17 protein-coding genes, 1 pseudogene and 2 riboswitches are annotated in these 18,886 nt (G+C 40.4%); of the genes and pseudogenes, 2 read left to right on the forward strand and 16 right to left on the reverse strand.

The window, feature by feature from the left end; all coding sequences use genetic code 11:
• The first annotated feature begins 48 nt into the window (after positions 1–48).
• Together AC623_RS19320 and AC623_RS19325 are read left to right on the forward strand one after the other, a co-directional pair.
• Positions 49–1,386, forward strand: a complete 1,338-nt coding sequence (locus AC623_RS19320; RefSeq protein ID WP_049665706.1) for a cytochrome ubiquinol oxidase subunit I — start codon at positions 49–51, stop codon at positions 1,384–1,386.
• A 33-nt stretch (positions 1,387–1,419) separates the two neighbouring features.
• Positions 1,420–2,457 (forward strand): cytochrome d ubiquinol oxidase subunit II, encoded by a 1,038-nt coding sequence (locus tag AC623_RS19325; protein WP_049665708.1) that lies wholly within the window; start codon positions 1,420–1,422, stop codon positions 2,455–2,457.
• A 377-nt stretch (positions 2,458–2,834) separates the two neighbouring features.
• Here AC623_RS19325 and purU read toward each other — a convergent pair whose 3' ends face one another.
• From purU to AC623_RS19400, 16 genes and pseudogenes are all read right to left on the reverse strand, one after another.
• Complete coding sequence (gene purU, locus AC623_RS19330) at positions 2,835–3,737, reverse strand: formyltetrahydrofolate deformylase (RefSeq protein WP_156187091.1); 903 nt, start codon at positions 3,735–3,737, stop codon at positions 2,835–2,837.
• An 11-nt stretch (positions 3,738–3,748) separates the two neighbouring features.
• A complete protein-coding gene (locus AC623_RS19335; RefSeq protein ID WP_231603559.1) occupies positions 3,749–4,045 on the reverse strand; it encodes an iron-sulfur cluster biosynthesis family protein in 297 nt (98 codons plus the stop codon).
• A gap of 125 nt (positions 4,046–4,170) precedes the next feature.
• A riboswitch (glycine riboswitch) is annotated at positions 4,171–4,259 on the reverse strand.
• 3 nt (positions 4,260–4,262) lie between these two features.
• Positions 4,263–4,363, reverse strand: a riboswitch (glycine riboswitch).
• Between the two features lie 94 nt (positions 4,364–4,457).
• Entirely contained in the window at positions 4,458–5,069 is a 612-nt protein-coding gene (locus AC623_RS19345; RefSeq protein WP_049665716.1) for an SAM-dependent methyltransferase, read from the reverse strand.
• A 117-nt stretch (positions 5,070–5,186) separates the two neighbouring features.
• Positions 5,187–5,636: a peptide-methionine (R)-S-oxide reductase MsrB gene (msrB, locus tag AC623_RS22455; RefSeq protein ID WP_442853582.1), complete on the reverse strand. Its 450-nt coding sequence runs from the start codon at positions 5,634–5,636 to the stop codon at positions 5,187–5,189.
• Positions 5,622–6,143, reverse strand: a pseudogene (gene msrA / locus AC623_RS22460) (peptide-methionine (S)-S-oxide reductase MsrA); the annotation flags it as partial. The gene msrB and the pseudogene msrA, both read right to left, overlap by 15 nt.
• Before the next feature lie 20 nt (positions 6,144–6,163).
• On the reverse strand, positions 6,164–7,699 hold the full coding sequence (locus tag AC623_RS19355; RefSeq protein WP_049665723.1) for an aldehyde dehydrogenase family protein: 1,536 nt from the start codon (positions 7,697–7,699) through the stop codon (positions 6,164–6,166).
• A 26-nt stretch (positions 7,700–7,725) separates the two neighbouring features.
• On the reverse strand, positions 7,726–7,878 hold the full coding sequence (locus tag AC623_RS21650; protein WP_156187092.1) for a hypothetical protein: 153 nt from the start codon (positions 7,876–7,878) through the stop codon (positions 7,726–7,728).
• A 57-nt stretch (positions 7,879–7,935) separates the two neighbouring features.
• Positions 7,936–8,169 carry a hypothetical protein gene (locus AC623_RS19360; protein WP_049665725.1) on the reverse strand — a complete coding sequence of 78 codons (234 nt, stop codon included), beginning with the start codon at positions 8,167–8,169 and terminating at the stop codon, positions 7,936–7,938.
• 95 nt (positions 8,170–8,264) lie between these two features.
• Entirely contained in the window at positions 8,265–9,194 is a 930-nt protein-coding gene (gene hprK / locus AC623_RS19365) for an HPr(Ser) kinase/phosphatase (protein ID WP_049666822.1), read from the reverse strand.
• Positions 9,195–9,634: 440 nt separating this feature from the next.
• Positions 9,635–10,621 (reverse strand): sensor domain-containing diguanylate cyclase, encoded by a 987-nt coding sequence (locus AC623_RS19370; protein ID WP_049665728.1) that lies wholly within the window; start codon positions 10,619–10,621, stop codon positions 9,635–9,637.
• 13 nt (positions 10,622–10,634) lie between these two features.
• A complete protein-coding gene (locus AC623_RS19375; protein ID WP_049665732.1) occupies positions 10,635–11,456 on the reverse strand; it encodes an alpha/beta fold hydrolase in 822 nt (273 codons plus the stop codon).
• Positions 11,457–11,485: 29 nt separating this feature from the next.
• Positions 11,486–12,304: a 6-carboxytetrahydropterin synthase gene (locus AC623_RS19380; RefSeq protein ID WP_049665736.1), complete on the reverse strand. Its 819-nt coding sequence runs from the start codon at positions 12,302–12,304 to the stop codon at positions 11,486–11,488.
• A gap of 48 nt (positions 12,305–12,352) precedes the next feature.
• Complete coding sequence (locus AC623_RS19385) at positions 12,353–14,902, reverse strand: bifunctional diguanylate cyclase/phosphodiesterase (protein ID WP_082174489.1); 2,550 nt, start codon at positions 14,900–14,902, stop codon at positions 12,353–12,355.
• Between the two features lie 36 nt (positions 14,903–14,938).
• Complete coding sequence (locus tag AC623_RS19390) at positions 14,939–15,619, reverse strand: SDR family oxidoreductase (protein WP_049665739.1); 681 nt, start codon at positions 15,617–15,619, stop codon at positions 14,939–14,941.
• Entirely contained in the window at positions 15,609–16,910 is a 1,302-nt protein-coding gene (locus AC623_RS19395; protein ID WP_049665742.1) for a DNA methyltransferase, read from the reverse strand. The genes AC623_RS19390 and AC623_RS19395 overlap by 11 nt, the downstream gene beginning before the upstream one ends.
• A gap of 712 nt (positions 16,911–17,622) precedes the next feature.
• Entirely contained in the window at positions 17,623–18,786 is a 1,164-nt protein-coding gene (locus AC623_RS19400; RefSeq protein ID WP_049665744.1) for an alpha-hydroxy-acid oxidizing protein, read from the reverse strand.
• Positions 18,787–18,886: the final 100 nt, after the last annotated feature.

An 18,886-nucleotide genomic window follows, 5' to 3' on the forward strand; every position in this document is an offset into this window, starting at 1 on the left:
CTCTCAATTGGAAATGATAGGAGACGTGAAGAAAGGACGGAGTACAGAATGGACAATTTACTCATTGCGCGGTCCCTGTTTGGCACAACGATGGCTTTTCACATTATTTTTGCCACTATTGGAGTCGGACTGCCCTTAATGATTTTGACGGCAGAATTGCTTTATCAAAAAACGAAGGACTTAGACTATGTGGTGATGGCCAAACGCTGGACCAAAACATTTGCCGTTTTGCTTGGAGTTGGCATTCCAACCGGTACGATCGCTGGCGTTCAATTATCTCTTCTTTGGCCTGGCTTTATGGAGGTTATCGGACGCGTCATGCCGCTGCCATTTCAAATTGAAATCTATGCTTTTTTCATAGAGGCCCTCTTTATGTCTATTTACGTCTATGCAGCCGAAAGAATTGCTCCATGGATGAGAGTTATCAGCTTAACGTTAGTTGCTCTAGGAGCGCTCGCATCGGCTGTTTTGATCACCAATGTGCATGCTTTCCAAGGCACTCCCGCCGGATTCCGTTATGAAAATGGCAAATTTCTTGATATTAATCCATGGGAAGCCTTCTTTAATCCGAGCTTCTTTGTTACGGCTGGACATGTCGCCTTATCGGCCTATGTTGTTGGCGCTTTTGTAGTAGCTTCCGTTGCGGCCTTTAAAATGATGAGAAATAAATATGGTTCAAGAGTATATCTTTTTCATCAAAAAGCGTTAATGGCAAGCCTTGTTTTAGGAGGAATCTTTTCTTTTTTAACAGCGATTAACGGGCATGAATCGGCCCAGTATTTACATGAATACCAGCCAGAAAAATTAGCGGCTGCTGAAGGCTTGTTCGAAACACAGTCACATGCTCCTTTAGCGATCGGAGGCATTACGGATCGGGAAACCCAGACGATCAAAGGGGCTATTGAAATTCCCTGGTTATTAAGTTTTCTAGCAGGCAACAGCTTTGACACGGTTGTGGTCGGGTTAAATGACTTTCCCGAAGAATTGTGGCCGCCCTTGTTTATTCACACACTTTTTAATGCTATGGTCGGGATCGGTTCATTGCTTATTCTCATTTCGCTAGCGGGGATTGTATGGAAAAAGTTTATGAAAAAGGACCGCTTTCCAAAATGGTTTTTGTGGGTGTTAGTGGCATCCGGCCCGCTAGCGGTGATTGCGATTGAATGCGGTTGGATCTTCGCTTGTACAGGAAGGCAGCCATGGGTCATTTATCGAGTGTTGGCTACCGCTGATTCAGTTACCTCCGCAACCAACTTAGGCGTTCTTTTCCTCTTATTCTTTAGTGTATATGTACTTCTAGGCATTACCGTTGTAGCAGTGCTGTTGTACTTTTTTAGAAAGAATACAGAGTTGGATGATATCCAAAAGGCTGAAAAAGGCGCTTAACGATTCTACTTACATGTATAGGAGGCCCTATTGATGACAAATGAATTAATCGCGATCACAATCTTGTGGGGGTTTGTATTTATTTATTCTATTATGGCAACGATGGACTTCGGTGCAGGCTTCTGGTCGATGATTTACATAAACCGGGAAAAAACAAGGGCGACGAATATTGCCAACCGCTACTTATCCCCCACTTGGGAAGTGACAAACACGTTTATCGTCGCCTTAGTTGTTGCTGTGTATAGCTTATTTCCGAAGGCCGCTTACACGCTCGGTACAATTCTGCTCGTTCCAGGAAGCATGATTTTGTTATTACTGGCGGTCAGAAGTGCCTTCTTAGTCTTTTCAAATATTGCAACTGAGTATAAAAAGCCGCTAACGTATGTTTCAGGTATTACCGGCATTTTAATTCCCGGCCTGTTAATTAGTGTGCTGCCAGTTGCTCACGGCGCATTCATCGAGTACGAAGGCGGTCACCCGTCTTTAAACCTCCAAAAGCTGTTTACGAGCCCGAATGAATATGCCTTTATCGGCTTTGCGATTAGCAGCACCCTTTTTTTGTCTTCTTTATTGCTAGCAGATTATTCGAAAACCTCTAATGAAATGGAGGCTTACAAAGTTTATTTAAGAGACTGCCGCATTTTAGGTCCTATTTCATTGTTAATGGCTTTTGCGATTATGCTGACTTTAAGAGCAGAAACACCTTGGCTATACACACGCATGATGAATGATTTGCCTTTGTTGTTCGTTTCACTCGGCTTCTTTTTAATTGGCGGGATTAGTCTGTTCCTTCCATCCTTTCCGAACAAAGAAGAGAGGGGAATGCCAAGAATTGCCGTCATTGCGGTTACAATTCAATATTTCATTGCTAGTTATGTGTACGGGAAAGCTCATTTGCCGTATATGGTCTATCCTAACGTAACGATTCAATCAGGCTTCACAGACCCCAATTCTTTTATGGCTGTGTTCATCACGTACATTGCCGGCTTTGCCATTCTCTTTCCCGGCTTTATTTATTTTTGGAGATTGTTTATGCACGATAAAAAATACTTGCGGCAAAAAAGTTCCTAGCCATGAAAAAAGCTTAACGGGCTACAAGCCCGTTAAGCTTTTAGACTATTGAGAAACGTTGGCTTTCTTCGTTGCTCGCCAGATACTGCGCCTCGAAAGACAAACTTTTTCAATCAGCCTGATGATATATAAAGTAGACTTTGCTTACAATCATTCCTACCAATAAAAAACGATGGTGAACAGCCTAAAAGCTTTGCTTTATTGCTGCCAATAATCCAGCACGGACGTAACCAGTACTGACAACGCGTAGATAAGCAAAATGACTTGTAACAAGTTTACTTTTCTCTTGCGTTGATTTATGAAAAAAAGCCCTATACAGATAATTGCTAGGAGGATACTCGTCACATTGAGTAAAAGTTGGTTTTCTACCATTGCTCTTACGTAAACACGATTGTTTTATTACCATGAACAATAATTTTATCCTCCACATGCCAGGAAACCGCCTCAGCAAGTACACTTCTTTCTACATGACGACCAGCAATCTTAAGGTCTTCTGCTGTGTAACGGTGATTTACCCGCAGGATGTCCTGTTCAATAATCGGTCCCTCATCTAGCTCGTTTGTCACATAATGCGCAGTCGCTCCAATTAATTTTACCCCACGGTTAAAAGCTCGCACATAAGGATTTGCCCCTACAAATGCCGGCAAGAAAGAGTGATGGATGTTAATGATTTGATTTGGATATTTTGATATAAAACCAGGAGAAAGGATTTGCATGTATCTCGCTAAGACAATAAAGTCTACTTTTCCTTCCATTAGTTCCATTGCTTTTTGTTCCGCCTCTTCTTTCGATTCATGGGAAAGCGGAATATGGTAATACGGAATGCCATAGCTCTCTACTACTTCTTTTAAATCTGGATGGTTACTAATCACCATTGGAATTTCAACTGGGAGCTCCTTTGATTTCCAGCGCCAAATTAATTCTAACAGACAATGATCCGCCTTAGAGACAAAGATAGCCATGCGCTTGGCTTTTTCTTTGTTTCTTAATTCCCACTCCATTGGATAGGACTCGGATAACTCCCGCAACCCTTGTTCAAGCTTCTCAACGGCTGTATCCGTCTCTTCCATATCAAATTCAATTCTCATAAAGAAAATGCCGTCTTTTGGATTCGTCGTATGCTGGTCAAATTGAACAATATTCGCTTTGTGCTCCAGCAAAACATTTGACACAGCTGAAATAATGCCCGGCTTTTCCGGACAAGTGACTAACAATTTAAAGTAATTAAGATTCCCCTTTTTATGCAAAACTCTTCCTCCATCCTTAAATGTTATATTCATTTCAAAAAGAACTACTCTATCGCACAGTCGCTTGAAGTAAAGCTTTCCCCCACTAGAAAACCTAATTCTTCTGTGTAATCAACCTGTGTTTCTGTATCTAAGTACCGTTCGGTAAAACGATCCATTCGAATTTCAATTCCTTGACAGTCAATCACTTTATCATTTCGGCGCGGCTCATCAAATACAAGCTGAAACCTCACAGATACACCACATCCGCCAGCGACATCCGCATCAATTCTTGGACTATTCTTTTCCTCTAGTACCATTGCTTTTAACTGTTTTACAGCCGGCTCTGTTAATCTGATCACGATTATTCCACCCCTTCCTGTAAGCGTTTTCCCTGGTATATACCCTTCTCCATTTGTCGGCTTTCAACCACTTCCCGACACTTTTTATACACGCAAAAAAGGACAGAAAAGGGTAACGTTCCCTTCTCTGTCCTTTTACCTGAGAGTTTAACTCCATCCAGCGATCGGATTGAGCCTTCCCCTTTGGTGGCGTATTTAAACGCGCTCTCCAGAGGTGCGTCCCATTGTGGTTCTTCTACCTGAGAGATTGATTCCAAGGGTCTTTTTGGAACTTGCTCCTTCGGTGGCTCACTGCTTGCACTCTCCCACAATCGTCATCCGCTATTTTCATTCAGAATAATTGAAATATTAATGATTGTCAATTGCTTTTATTTTTCTTTGACGATTCCGCTTACAAAAAAAGAGGGAACCATTAGTATCCCTCATGACGAAAAATCAAAAACCGTTCATTGTCATTCTTTTCATAGAGCCCTGGCACCTTCACTTCTTTTAAAAGCTGAAATGGAGTATACATCTCGAGAAATTGAATGTATTCGGCCGTTGGGTAGTAAAGAACAATATCAACAGACCGCTGTTGTTCTTCAACTGAGCTCATAATATTGTGAACGACTTTCATAAAAATTTGGATAGAAAACGGGTTAAAAAAATAAAAGCGATTATCTTCCTTCCCAATTTTATAGTCCTCTGCGGCACAACATTCAAAGCGGATAGAACGAACGGGACTCTTTTTTTTCTTCATATACTCGGCCAGATTTTCAATCGCTTCCTGGTATAGCTGTCCATTCACCTCAACCCCCGTGCCCCGCACGTTAAACCGATAGTGAATATAAAATAACAGACGCCCTTTTCCACAGCCGAAGTCTACGACTCCGTCCGTTCTCTTTAGCTCGTATTCCCGGAACAACTCGTCTATTGCTTCATAAGGGGTTGCTTCATAACGATTATAATGAAGCGACTGATAGAGCCATTCCCATGTGCCGCCTGTCTGAATTTTGAGCAGACGGTCGTACTCTTTTTCATTCATTGCAGTTCCCCAATTCGTTTTTCTCTATTATAAGACAGCCGCTTTCTCCTGCTCAAATAACGATCCTATCTCTGTGGTCAGTAAAATGGCGAACATGGCGAGTAACGGACACTCCCCTTACTCAAACAAGCTTTTAAACTCTCCATATCCTTCTTCGTCTAGCTTATCCTTTGGCACAAAGCGAAGAGCGGCTGAATTAATGCAGTAGCGCGCCCGATCTGGACCGGGACCGTCATCGAACACATGGCCTAAGTGGGAATCAGAGGTTTTCGCCCGTACTTCAATCCGCCTCATGCCATGAGAAGTATCGAGCTTTTCCTCTAACTCTATACGGCGCAAGGGCTTTGTAAAACTCGGCCAGCCGCAGCCAGCATCATATTTATCAGTCGAACTAAACAATGGCTCTCCTGAAATAATGTCGACGTAAATCCCCTCTTCTATATGATTCCAATACTCATTGCGAAACGGTGGTTCCGTTGCGTTATGCTTTGTCACTTCATATTGAAGCGGTGTTAATTCTTGACGCAATTGCTCATCTGTTTTCCGATTCTTCCAATTTTCACGAATAAACTTTGCCCGTCCAGACCCTTCTCTATAAAGATTATAATGGAAAGGGTTCTTTTTATAATAATGCTGATGCTTCTCCTCCGCCCGGTAAAAAGGACCTGCCGGCAGGATGGCCGTTACAACGGGCTTTTGAAAACGGCCGCTCGCTTCAAGCGCTGTCTTCGAAGCCTCTGCTAATTCTTTTTGTTCTTCGTCATGATAAAAAATCGCCGTTTTATAAGACAAGCCCCGATCATTAAATTGCCCGCCCGCATCTGTCGGATCAATTTGCTGCCAGAATAGTTCCACTAATTTTTTATAGGGAAAAACAGCCGGGTCAAACTTTATTTGGACCGCCTCATAGTGGCCGGTTGTATCAGAGCAAACCTCTTCATATGTCGGATTTTCCGTGTGACCGCCTGTGTAGCCTGAAACAACCTCTTTAATTCCCGGCTGCTCGTCAAAAGGCGAGACCATGCACCAGAAACATCCTCCGGCAAACGTAGCTAACTTCCATTGTTCAGCCATGAAACAACACTCCTTTACCTCTATTTTTTGTTTCCAATCTTCAAAAGTTTTTTATATGCCGATAAAAATTGACCCCAATCCCTTTTTTCACCCCAAAAGCTGCGAATGAGATTGGCAAATGCTTCATACTTTCCTTCATAAGGGAACCAGTTCACTTCTCTTTTCTTATGACCCTTGTCTACCATAACAGCGGTCTGCACACAAAAACTCTGCATGCCCACATCTCCATGATAAGCGCCGATCCCTCCTTCTTTTACTCCTCCATAAGGAAGATAAGGATTGGCTACAGTGATAATGACATCGTTAATCACAGCATTTCCCGATATGAGCCGGGATACAATCCGTTTCCCCCGATCTAAGTCGGCCGTCCAAACGCTGGCATTCAGGCCAAAGCGGGTATCATTCGCTAAAGCAATGGCTTCCTCTTCCGTCTCAAAGGACATAACCGGCAGCACCGGTCCAAATGTTTCTTCTTGCATAATCGCCATTTCGTGATCAACCTTCGTTAATATTATAGGTTTAATAAACATCTGATCCTCCCCCCACTGATCGGGATGGTCACCGGCAATCAATTCTGCCCCTTTTTCGAGTGCGTCTTTTACATGTGCTTTAATGATGGCGGTTTGTTGAGGGAAGGTCATCGAACCAATATCGCTGTCAGCAGCTGTCCCTTGCTTTAAAGCTTGTGCTTCCTGAACTAAACGGTCGACAAACTCTTGATAGATGGACTTGTCCACATACACCCGTTCAACTGACATACACACTTGACCGCTATTTGTAAAAGCTCCCCAAATAGCTCCTTGTACAGCTCTTTCCATATTGGCATCGGCGCAAACAATCATCGGATCTTTGCCGCCAAGTTCCAACAAAGTCGGGATCAATTGTTTGGCTGCTTCTGCTTGAATAATTTTTCCTGTTCGGACAGAACCCGTAAAGTGAATAAAATCAGGCTTTCCTTTTACGAGGGCTGCGCCTAGTTCCTTGCCGCCATGGGCAACTTGCAATAGACCAGCGGGAAAACCAGCTTGTTCAAATAACTGTTCAATCAGTACTCCCACCATCGGGGTAATTTCCGATGGCTTTAAAATAACAGCATTTCCCGCAACGAGCGCTTCCACAATCGGAATCATCGAAAGCTGAAACGGAAAATTCCACGGAGAGATGACTAATACTGTTCCCCGCGGCTTGTATTCAATGTAAGAGTATTTTCCAATAAATGCAATCGGCGTTTTTACTTTTCTTGTTTTCAACGCCGCTGCCGCCCTCTTTTCAATATGTGAAATGGAATCTACAACGGTCATTACTTCCGTTGTTAAAGCTTCAACAGCAACTTTTCCAGTGGAATCATGAATGACTTTCACGATATCGTCTAACTGTTCCACAATAGAAAGCCTTAGCTTTTGAAGGAAATGAACCCTTTCGGAAATTGACAAGCCAGACCAAGTTAAAAAGGCTTTATTCGCGTTGGTATATAGGTCTTTAGCTCTCTCTAAAGGCGTCTCTTCTAGTGTGCCAATTACCTTCTTCGTTGCCGGACTTTTCACCGTCCATGTCATGTCTGTTCCTCCTTAATGAACCACAATCATCTTGTCGTGACTTTTCGATGCTTCTGATAAAATTGTACAGCAGCTGGAACATAATCGGCAAAGTCTGGACACTGAATGCCGGCACCTTTTAGCTCTCTTATCGCTTCTGGACGGTCATACTCTGTTTTCAATAGAAAATACTGAATCATCTCTTTTTCTGCCAGGATCCACCGCCGATAGCAAGGAAGAAACAATAGGTAGCGGAATCATATATTGGATGTTTGGCCTATTAGCGTTTCACAAATGACCCGATAGACATCCTTTGTTTTATAAAGGTTCGGATCTGTTAAAGGATAAACCTTATTTTCGCCTCTCGGGTCCAGTGCTAAAAAGCAAGCGGCACTTACAATGTAATCAACCGGAACTAAGTTAAATCCTCCTTCTCCTTTTCCAAGGTAAGGAATCGGTAACCTCGCAAGCTTATCTAAAAATCTCATCATAAAATAAGGCCCATCAAAATGGCATTCACTCATTACAAAAAAAGACAGGCCGTACCCAAAGAGGTCGTGTCTGTCTTTTGCTTATCCATAAGTGGTCATTCTTTATCAGAATCGGAAAACTCGGATTCAATTCGTTTCATGAATTCTTCTGCAGCACTGTACCCTTGCTGCTGCAAATACCAGTTATTCGCTGCCGCTTCAATTAATCCGGCTACATCACGACCCGGCTGAAGCTGAATTTGAATGTGTGGAACACGAACACCCATGTATTCTGTGAACTTCGTTTCAACTTCCAGTTCGTTATTTAACGTATTGTTCTGCCACTTCGTCAGCTCAATATCAAGCGCAATCCGCGTCTCTTCCTGAAAAGCCTTTCGTCCATATAAACGGACGACATTCAACAAACCAACACTGCGCAACGCGAGGAATTCCTTGTTCTTTTCATCATGAGTACCGAGCAGCGTTTGCGGACTTAGCTTCTTGAGTACTACGATATCATCCGCAACCAATCGGTGCCCGCGGCCAATCAGTGTGTGGGCGGTTTCGCTCTTTCCAACTCCTGATTTCCCCCGCAGCAAAATGCCGATTCCCGAAACATTTACACAAACGCCATGTACGGCAATTTCCTGTGCCAACGTCTTCGTCAAATAAGCATCTAATTTTCCAACAAATTCATAAGTGGATTGATCCGTGCGCAACAAAGGAATCTTTTCCTCTGTGCAATACTGCGGCAAATACATTAATTCCTCTTCATGAGCGGTGACAATAATGCAAGGGGGATGGTATTTCACAATATTGCCGATCCGCAGCTTGCTTTCGCTGTCGCTCAATCTATGTAGGTAGTTTATTTCATTGTTGCCGAGCACCTGGACGTGTCCACTTGGGAAAAAATCAAAGTAATCAATAAACTCCAATCCCGGACGCTGAGTTGGAGACTTTTCAATCTTCCGATGCAGCTGATCCTCTCCAGCTAATACCTCTAATGAAAATCTACGGACTATATCTCCAACCGTAATGGATTTCATCATGAACACTCTCTCCTTGCTTCATCTCTTTAAAAACCTGATAGACTAAATCAGCAGTCTGTTTTTTTCCTAGCCTCTTAGCATTACACTCTAATTTAACATAATAATGGCATGATTATTGCACAAGTTGACTTTGTTCAATAAATGTTAACCTTTATATGATGAAAGCGTTTTATCATGCCTATTTAGTGGCACTTGGATTACTAGATAGTGCTTACCATTTAGTATTTACCAGTTTCCTGAATAATTACATTATATCGGAAAATACTCCTTAACATTCTGTTTTTAATTTATTTTCCAATTATTTACCCAGAACATAAAGAAGCCCTAGGTACAGGTTAACAGTATGCTAGGGCTAACAATGTAGTATATTGAATTTTTTAGTGAAAATTACTGCGACTATATGGTGGAAGAATAAAGAATCCTTCCATTTAGCTACATTAAAAGCTTTCGTCTAAATCAGCTGAATGCGTAACGCGATTTCGTCCGTTAAACTTAGACGTATATAAAGCCTTATCTGCTTTAGCCAATATAGAAATATTCGTATCATGCTCTGTGAAAGTAGCTGCGCCGATGCTTATCGTTACAGGACAACAGCTCCACGGCGCCTCTTCAACAATCTTCCGCAGCCTTTCAGCTGCCTGTTTTGATTGCATTTCATTCAATTCTGGCAAAAGAATAATAAATTCTTCTCCACCATAACGGGCTATAGTGTCACTTTCTTTTGAATTGGCCTCGAGAATCCCGGCAAATTCTCGTAAAACTTGATCCCCAGTCAGATGACCATACGTATCATTCACTTTTTTAAAATGATCGATATCCATAATTAGAAGAGAAAAAGGAGTTTTAGAAAGAAAAAAATGGTCAATATGCGAATCTAGCTTTTCAATAAAATAACGCCTATTTCTTAATCCAGTTAAGGTATCTGTGACTGCCAGACTCTCTAATTTAGCATTTAACCGCATAAGTTCTTCTTGCTTTCTTTCGACATCACGATGCAATGCCTCTAATTTCTCAAGTGCCTCATCTTTAATCCGGTAAGCTTCCTCTATTTCTCTCTTTGCATTGCGGATTTCTTTCTCGTAATCAATCCGCCGGGCCATCTTTACAAAAACACAGTCTATCTTCTCTGTTTCATTCTCTTCATAGCTTTTTCCATTTAAAAGAACAGGGATGCTCTCCCCTTTGCTGGATTTCAATGTTAAATACATCTCATCTACGTGTCCATACAATTGGATAAATGGGTAAAAGTATGTGTGAAACAGAAATTTATTCGCCATGGACATAATCGACTCAATATGATGATTCATAAGGTCCTCTCTGCCGTAACCGACCATATCAAGAAACGTTTGATTGACATGGCTGATAATTCCTTGACTATTAATAGTCATATATCCACAAGGAGCACGGTCTAGCCGTTCATCCATTTAATACACCCTCTCAATCCATATAATCCTCTTTAAAGCTTGAAAGATACTCTTTTATAAGGCGGACTGTCTCTTCGGGGTGACTTAAATGCGGGTAATGTCCTTTGGCCTCCATTAAGCGAAACGTGCTATTTTTAAGATGACTCTCTAAGTACTTTCCTACTCCTACAGGAACAATACTATCTTCTGAGCATTGTAAAATAAGAGACGGTGTTTCCACTTTTTCCAAATCTCCCCTATGATCGGAGAAAAAAGTGACTTCGGCAAACTTGCGGGTAACAGCCGGGTCTGTTGAGCAGAAGCTTGTCTCTAACTCTTTAGTAAGAAGAGGACGGTCTGAATTGTTCAGTGCAAGAGGGGCAAGATAACTTGCCCAGCCCACAAAGTTCATCTCCATCATATCCAATAATTCTTCGACATCTTCTCGCTCAAAGCCTCCATAATAACCGGATTCATCATTTAAATAACGGGGAGATGGTCCGACCATAATCAAACATTCAAAATATTCCGGTCTTCGAATAGAAGCCATCATTCCTATCATGGCACTGATAGAGTGTCCTACAAATATCACTTTGCCTGCATTTAAGGCTTCCATAACCTCTAGCAAATCCTTTACATATCCTTCAATGGTTCCATATCTTTCATAAGAATAGGCCGTTAAATCTGACTTTCCTGAACCCACATAATCGAATAGCACGACTCGATATTCTTTTTCAAATTGAGGGGCAACAAACCGCCACATATTTTGATCGCATCCAAAGCCGTGCCCAAAAACAATTGTCTTTTCCCCTTGACCAAAAACTTTTACATTATTACGAACAAGAATATTTTCCATTTAATAAAATCCCCTAATGTTCATATTTCTTATTCTTCTGCTGGACCGCCATATTCAAAATAATTTTTAGCTGTCTCCCAAAGCCCTACTTTCGATAAACTTGGCAAACGTGATTGCAGTAATTCCCAGAAGACTATAGTCATAACCTCGGCTGTTGGATTCAATCCATTAAATTCCTCAGTATCAAGATTAAGGTGTTTGTGATCGAATTTTTGTATGATGGTTTCATCTACTATTTCATCGAGTTGAGCCAGGTTTATAATCATTCCTGTTACAGGATCAATTTCTCCTTCTACCGTTACTTCAAGAACATAGTTATGCCCATGTCCGTTCGGGTTGTTGCACTTTCCAAAAATCTCTTTATTTTCTTCATCAGATAGCTGATCACTGTGCAATCTATGTGCAGCCGAAAAATGATATTTTCTTGTTAATTGAATCATTGAATTTTCCCCTTTTTGAGAAAACAAAAATGGATTCTCGTGCAATATTATTCTATCAAGTTTACAGCCATTAAATCTATCTTTCAATTCATTCCATATATAATTCACAATATTTTCCGTTGTTGGAATGTGTTCTTTAAAAAAAGAATGTTCCCGGTTTAAAAATTTTCCATCTAACTCCTCTAAAACTACGCTCTTTACTATTCTATCAACATCCGTAATATTCACTACGATGCCTGATGAAGAATTAAGGTCTCCTTTGACCGTTACTTCTAATGTATAATCATGCCCGTGGCCGTTAGGGTTGCTGCATAGACCAAATGCTTTTCTATTTGTTTCTTCATCCCAAGCATCAATCCGATAACTATGAGCTGCTGAGAACTCCACTTTTCTTGTTAGTAAAATCAAGATTTCATCTCTCCCTGGTGCAAGAATTGATCAATATAGGCTCTCTTACTATTCGCTTTTTCTGTTTATCTTAGTGAGTGCAGCTTCTTGTATCTCACTGAATGCCTTATAAAACTCTTCTATCGATAAAGGCTTGCTAAATAGATAGCCCTGTACTTCATTGCATTGTTGCTGTTGAAGGAATTGAAGCTGTTCAGCTGTTTCTACGCCTTCTGCGATAACATTGACCTTTAGATTATGAGCCATCGCGATAATGGTCGTAATAATTTTATTATCATCAGAGTCTTCCTCTATATCTTGAATAAAGGACTTGTCGATCTTTAAAGTATGGAACGGGAACTTCTTAAGATAGCTTAGCGAAGAATATCCTGTTCCAAAGTCATCGATTGCAATCTTGACCCCTAGATCTTTTAGCGCCTTCAGCTTGGCAATCACATAGGATTCATTGTACATAGCGATTGTCTCTGTAATTTCCAGTTCTAAATATTGTGGTGCAAGTCCCGTTTCCTTTAATATCTTGCTAACGATTTCTACCAAGTTCGCTTGTTGAAATTGTCGCGGAGAAAGGTTCACTGATACACCCATTTTAGGCAGACCTAGCCTTTGCCATTCTAGGCTTTGTTTGCACGCTGTGCGCAATACCCACTCTCCAACTGAAACAATTAATCCAGTTTCTTCAGCTAGCGGAATAAATTCTTGAGGGGAGATCATACCCAGTTGCGGGTGTCTCCAACGAATCAAGGCTTCACTTCCAGTTATTTTTCCGGTATTTATATCAACTTTAGGCTGGTAATACAAAGTAAACTCATCATGCTCCAACGCCTGACGCATGCCTTTTTCTAAAATCGCTCTTCTTTGAATCCAATCATTCATATCAGCTGTATAGAATTGAAGATTGTTTCTCCCCTGTTCTTTAGCACGATACATGGCCATATCAGCATTCTTAATCACATCTTCAACGTGTTTACCATCTGCCGGATACATACTGATTCCGATACTTGATGTGATAAACAGTTCATTTCCTTCATAAATGAAGGGCTTTTCTAATTCTTTTAAAATAGTTTGTGCCCTATCATTCGCTTCCTTACAGCTAGTGTTAGGCAGAAGCAAAATGAATTCATCTCCACCAATACGTGACATCATCTCTCCTTCTTTAAGAAGGGAAGAAATACGATTCGTGACAGCTCTTAAAATAGCGTCCCCTGCAGAATGTCCAAGTAAATCATTAATGAATTTAAACCTGTCCAAATCGAGGAATAAAAATGCCATCGTTTCCTTATCGTTTGAATTCGCTAACTCTAATGCCGTTTTATTAAAAAAGCGCAAATTTGGAAGCCCAGTTAAAAAATCGTAATAAGCGTGATATTGGATTTCTTCATTTTTTTTCTTAAGCTCATCGGTATGATCCAACAAATTCAACGACATGACATTCACTTGATTAGCAAGCGCCCCTAATTCGTCACGACGTTCAATTATTACCTGTTCCCCAAAATTTCCCTTGGCAATTTCGTCAACTTTTAGTAAAATTTGATTAATAGGACTGACAATATACCTAGATAAAAAGTAACTAACAATAAAAACTAGTACTAAAATAGCAATCGAAATGATGAGGTTATTCAATAACTGCTTGTTCAGTACGTCTTGAATTACTTTATAATCTGTTACGATTCCAATTACATAAGGATTTTGAGCAGAAACAGGAATAAAGCTCTTAAGGACTTTTTTACCATTCACTGTGCTCTGTACACTGATTGGTTTACCCGTTTTCATTGCTTTTCTGACAGCTGAAACATCTACGTTTTTATCTTTATACTCGTATTCACCAAATTGAATGGCCTTATTTTCTAGTTCAATAAATTTCTTTCCGTTCTGTTCTGTATAAACTGGCGGAAGGCCAAAGGTGTTTGGGTTAAATCCAGTAATATTCAGTAAACTCTTGTTGTTGCTTAATGTTTTCTTCACGATAGCGTCAGGACCAATGTGTTCTTCAAAGTCCATAATCCGTTTGTCCCTCATATAGGGACTGATTATATAGTTTGTTGTGCCATCATAATAGTATCCCCATTTATCAACATGATCAGGATTGGAGGCAGAGACATTCATAGGGCCTGACCAATAATTTGATAATTTTTGACCCTGAGGAATTGTGACATTTTTATTAGAAAATAGCTGTTGAAAGGCAGTATACCAATATCCCCATTCTTTAGTACTTAAATTTCTCTCTTGCGGATCAGAAGACTTGACTCCTACGATGTCTCCTTTTTCTTTGACTAGTAGGGTTATATAGGAAACATCGAGCTTTTTGCTAAGCTCTACAAGTTGTTCATTCGTCACTTTATTGATATCGGGATCAAGCGCATTCTGCGCCGCAATGGCTGCGGCACGAAGCTTTTCCCCTATTGCATTCTCCAAAGACTCTACTCCAAATTGTGAATGGTTAATGGCTATACTAATTTCCTTTACTAAGAGTTCCATCTGTTTTTCTTGATCTTTGATTAATAGGTCTCTCGTATAGTAATAGGATAATATATTGTTTAAAATGAGTATTAACGTGACTATCGTAGAAAAAATGAATGAAAGTTTTTTCTTCAGAGACAAACTCTCTCCCCCAATGCAGGTTGTTTTTTATAGTGATTACAATACACCCTTTGGAGGAGTTAAGGTGATTTCATCCATCCGAACATGAAGTGGAGTAGCAGCCACAAATGACACTACACGCGCTACATCATTAATATGCAGCATATCTTCAGGAGAAAATCCTTCGACACCTTTCCAAATATCCGTGTATGTTGCACCTAATTGAAGATTTGTAGTGAAAATATTATGTTTATACCATTCTTCTGCCAAAACACTGCCTAAGCCGCTCAGTGCTTGTTTAGAAGCCGCATATATAGAATTTAACGGCAAACTCCTTTTCGTGGCGATAGAACTAATATTAATGATGCGCCCTCCTTCTTTCTCCAGTAACGGGAAGGCATTTTGGATGCAGTGAAACAAACCAAACACATTCGTTTGAAAAACATCTTCCCATTCCTTAGGAGTAAACTCTTCAAATGCCTTAAAGTAACCAATGCCTGCATTGTTAACCAGCACGTCTATAGCTTCATGCTGTTCACCGATCCTGTTAAAAGCGTTCTTTATTTCTTCTTCATCCATGATGTTCATTTGCAGAGGGATCACATTTTTCACATCACTGTTTACTTCTTTCTCTCGGGTCGTCGCATAGGTGATGAAACCTTGTTTCGCAAGATTTCGGCTAATTCCTTCGCCAATCCCTTTTAACCCACCTACAACAACAGCAACTTTATCTCTCATATTGCACCTCTTTTTGCTTAGTTACTTTGTAAATATAGCCAAAAATATCTGTTAATAGATAGTAATCACTATATTCTTTCATCCTATCAATCCAATTACCTGCGACTTTTAAATCAACATTATGAGCTCTTTGCTGTAACGCAGCAAAATCGAAAACATACTGATTTTCCTCAATTTCCCCATGGTCAATATGGTACAAAATCCAATTTAATGGATTGTCAATAATGAGCTCACAGCCACTTTCGGTTACCAATGGTACGGGCCTTGGGACGATAGCTGGAGCCGCAGCATCAATTCCTTCAGACGTTATAGAAGGCATAATTAATTGAAATGTAATATGTTGATTTTCAAGCAAATCTATTTCAGGAGTATACTCATATGCTTGCACCGTAACAGGTGTGTTCCCCAGCTCGTTCTTTAATCCTTGAAGTTCATTTAAGGAAAATGGAATTTTCGTTTTTTTCGTATATTCACTTCCTTGGAGATACGTTCTATTAAACTCCTCAACTAGCTGATGCACCGTCACATCAACCCCTAATGTGCCTATTCTGCTCGCTGTAGTCTGGATAGCTAATCGAGAATTATCACTCGCCAGCCATCTTCGATTCATTTTTTCTGCCGTAAAAGATAAAGAGCCGCTTCCACAATAGAAATCCCCCACTAAGTCTCCTTCACTTGTCGTCATTTCTAAAATACGCTCCATAAGTTTTTCAGGTTTTTGTGTAGCATAAAATGTATCTTCTTCTCCCAGGTGTTCATACTGCCCAACATCATCCCAAACGGATGAATAAGAAACGTCCTTCTTTTTAAAGTAGTGATCTGTTTTAGCATAAAAAAATAAAGATTCATGATTAAGGCCAAATTGCGACTTCTTATATACCGCGTTATCCGCAAATTTCCAAACGACTTCTCCAAGAAACCGATTGGGTCCAAATATTTCATCTAAAATTACTTTTAAATAATGCCCTTCTTTTTGTGATGTATGAAAAACAAGGATTCCTTTTTCATTTAGCAACTCTCTAGCAGCTGCGATTCTCTCTCGGTAATTAGAACGATAAATATCCGAATGATAGAAGTTTTTAATAGTGGCAGCCTCATTCCACGGATCAATAATACGTTCATCTAACCTCTTATTAAACACAGAAAAAACCCAGCCGGAATTGAACGGGCCATCAAAATAAATCATGTCGAATTTTTCTTTGTAACCTATATTAATTAACCCTTGCATAATATACAAATTATCACCATAAAATAGGCTATTTTCCTTAATTTCATTTGGTTCAAATATCACAACCCAATCTCCCCTCCATGTCTTTAAACCTATTTTATTGAAACTGTTTTCCATAAGAGGAATTATTCAATAATACTTATTGTACTTTTTTTATCGAATTGTCGATACCTCTTTTTATTTGTCGATAAACAAAGAAATAGGTCTATTTTTAAGTAATATGGATTGAACTACCTAAAAAGCTATGAGAACTCCTTAAAACACCGCTATAATGAGAAAAATTATTTATAGAGAATTTAGGAGGATGACAAGGTCACAAAAAGGAGTCATTCTATGCAAGAATTATTAATTACCATGCTCGAATGACTTGGAATTATTGTCACTATCGTTTTTATCTTGACGCGCTTTAAGTTTTTTAAGGGCATGGTTTATTAAGAACAGCTGCATCACTGCGATCCTATTCTTCAATTTTTGTGGCATTATCGGTACATATACACGGTTTAGTTGCTAATTCGTGTATGGACGGTGCCCTATTAGTCGGTCTTCTTGATAGTTATAGAGTTGGTATTGGATTTGGACGGCAAATTGCTGCTGCATTCACAAGAAGGAAGCGGTCTTGCTATTTACAACGTAAACCGCAGGCTAATGGAGAGATTTTTGATCTGAAACCTAAAGACATTCTTTATACATTTATTGAGAGACGATAAATTAACGAGGATTATTACAAAAACAGCAAAGAAGTACATGCCTGTACTTCTTTGCTGTTGTCTTTATCTTATAGATAAGCATCTGTTACAAGAAGGCGATCTACCTCTTTGATGGAACTTCGTCCTGAAATAGCTAATTGCAGCTCAGTCTGTGCAATAAAGTTTTCAATCACTTCCCGTACACCCATTTCCCCGGCTACCCCTAGAGCATAAGCATAGGGACGGCCAATTAGCACGGCGGAGGCACCAAGAGCCATCGCTTTCATAACATCGGCTCCCCTTCTGATCCCGCTGTCCAACAAAACAGGAATTTTATTTTCAATGGCTTCGCATATGGAGGGGAGTACATCTAAAGTAGCAACCGCTCCATCCAACTGCCGGCCGCCATGATTAGAGACAATAACGCCTTTTACCCCATGTTCTAGCGCAAGCAGCGCATCGTCCGGATGAGTCACTCCTTTTAATAAGACGGGCAGCGAAGTTTGCTGGCAAATATATTCTAATTCCTTCCAAGTAAAAGCCGTATTATTTCCTTCATCTAACGCCTTCTTGCTTGCCGCTTTTACATTTTTTTCTGGCGGTTCCTCTAATTTTGAAAGAAAGACAGGATCAGAAAAATAATTCCCCATGCCTTCTCCTGACAGAAAGGGCAAGTACGCATTATGTAAATCCTTCTCTCGCCAGCCGAGTAAAGTAGAATCGATTGTAACGACGATCGCCGAATAACCAGCGTTCTCTGCCCTTTTTAAAAAGCTATTTGTCAGGTCATGATCTTTAGGGGGATACAGTTGGAACCATCTTAGGGCATCGCCCATTGCTTCAGCCACTTCCTCCATCGACTTCGTAGAGACGTTGCTGAGAATATAAGGAACCCCTAACTTAGCTGCTGCTTTTGCAGGGGCAAGTTCAGCCTCTGGGTGAAGAATCGAATTCACTCCAATAGGTGCAAGTAGAATTGGGACAGGAATCGATTTTCCAAACAATTTGATTGTTAAATCACGCTTCTCGACGTTACGGCAAATCCTTGGCTGAATCTGATACTTTTGAAAAGCTTCTAAGTTGGCTCGCATCGTATCTCCTGCTCCTGCCCCTCCATTTACATAGTCAAAGGGTCCAGCAGCAAGTATCTTTCTTGCTCTTTCTTCCCATTCCTTTATCGAAACCGGCAGAAGCTTTGCCCCTTCATCTCCGCTCTGGTAAAACTTCATCTGAATATCTTCACAGTTCTTCATTTTAGCCCTCCCCTTAGAGTTATGTGTCAGGATGTATATTGCTTATCCAACAAAGTGAGATTGAATATTCCTTCTGTATTATTGCCTAAATCCTTTCACT

It is taken from the genome of Bacillus sp. FJAT-27231 (assembly GCF_001183975.1).
Classification (GTDB): Bacteria; Bacillota; Bacilli; order Bacillales; family Domibacillaceae; genus Pseudobacillus; species Pseudobacillus wudalianchiensis.

Coding starts and splice junctions, on each gene's coding strand:
- AC623_RS19320 (WP_049665706.1), top strand. CDS start 49: ATGGACAATTTACTCATTGCGCGGTCCCTGTTTGGCACAACGATGGCT.
- AC623_RS19325 (WP_049665708.1), top strand. CDS start 1,420: ATGACAAATGAATTAATCGCGATCACAATCTTGTGGGGGTTTGTATTT.
- purU (WP_156187091.1), bottom strand. CDS start 3,737: ATGAATATAACATTTAAGGATGGAGGAAGAGTTTTGCATAAAAAGGGG.
- AC623_RS19345 (WP_049665716.1), bottom strand. CDS start 5,069: ATGAATGAAAAAGAGTACGACCGTCTGCTCAAAATTCAGACAGGCGGC.
- AC623_RS19355 (WP_049665723.1), bottom strand. CDS start 7,699: ATGACATGGACGGTGAAAAGTCCGGCAACGAAGAAGGTAATTGGCACA.
- AC623_RS21650 (WP_156187092.1), bottom strand. CDS start 7,878: ATGATTCAGTATTTTCTATTGAAAACAGAGTATGACCGTCCAGAAGCG.
- AC623_RS19360 (WP_049665725.1), bottom strand. CDS start 8,169: ATGATGAGATTTTTAGATAAGCTTGCGAGGTTACCGATTCCTTACCTT.
- hprK (WP_049666822.1), bottom strand. CDS start 9,194: ATGAAATCCATTACGGTTGGAGATATAGTCCGTAGATTTTCATTAGAG.
- AC623_RS19370 (WP_049665728.1), bottom strand. CDS start 10,621: ATGGATGAACGGCTAGACCGTGCTCCTTGTGGATATATGACTATTAAT.
- AC623_RS19375 (WP_049665732.1), bottom strand. CDS start 11,456: ATGGAAAATATTCTTGTTCGTAATAATGTAAAAGTTTTTGGTCAAGGG.
- AC623_RS19390 (WP_049665739.1), bottom strand. CDS start 15,619: ATGAGAGATAAAGTTGCTGTTGTTGTAGGTGGGTTAAAAGGGATTGGC.
- AC623_RS19400 (WP_049665744.1), bottom strand. CDS start 18,786: ATGAAGAACTGTGAAGATATTCAGATGAAGTTTTACCAGAGCGGAGAT.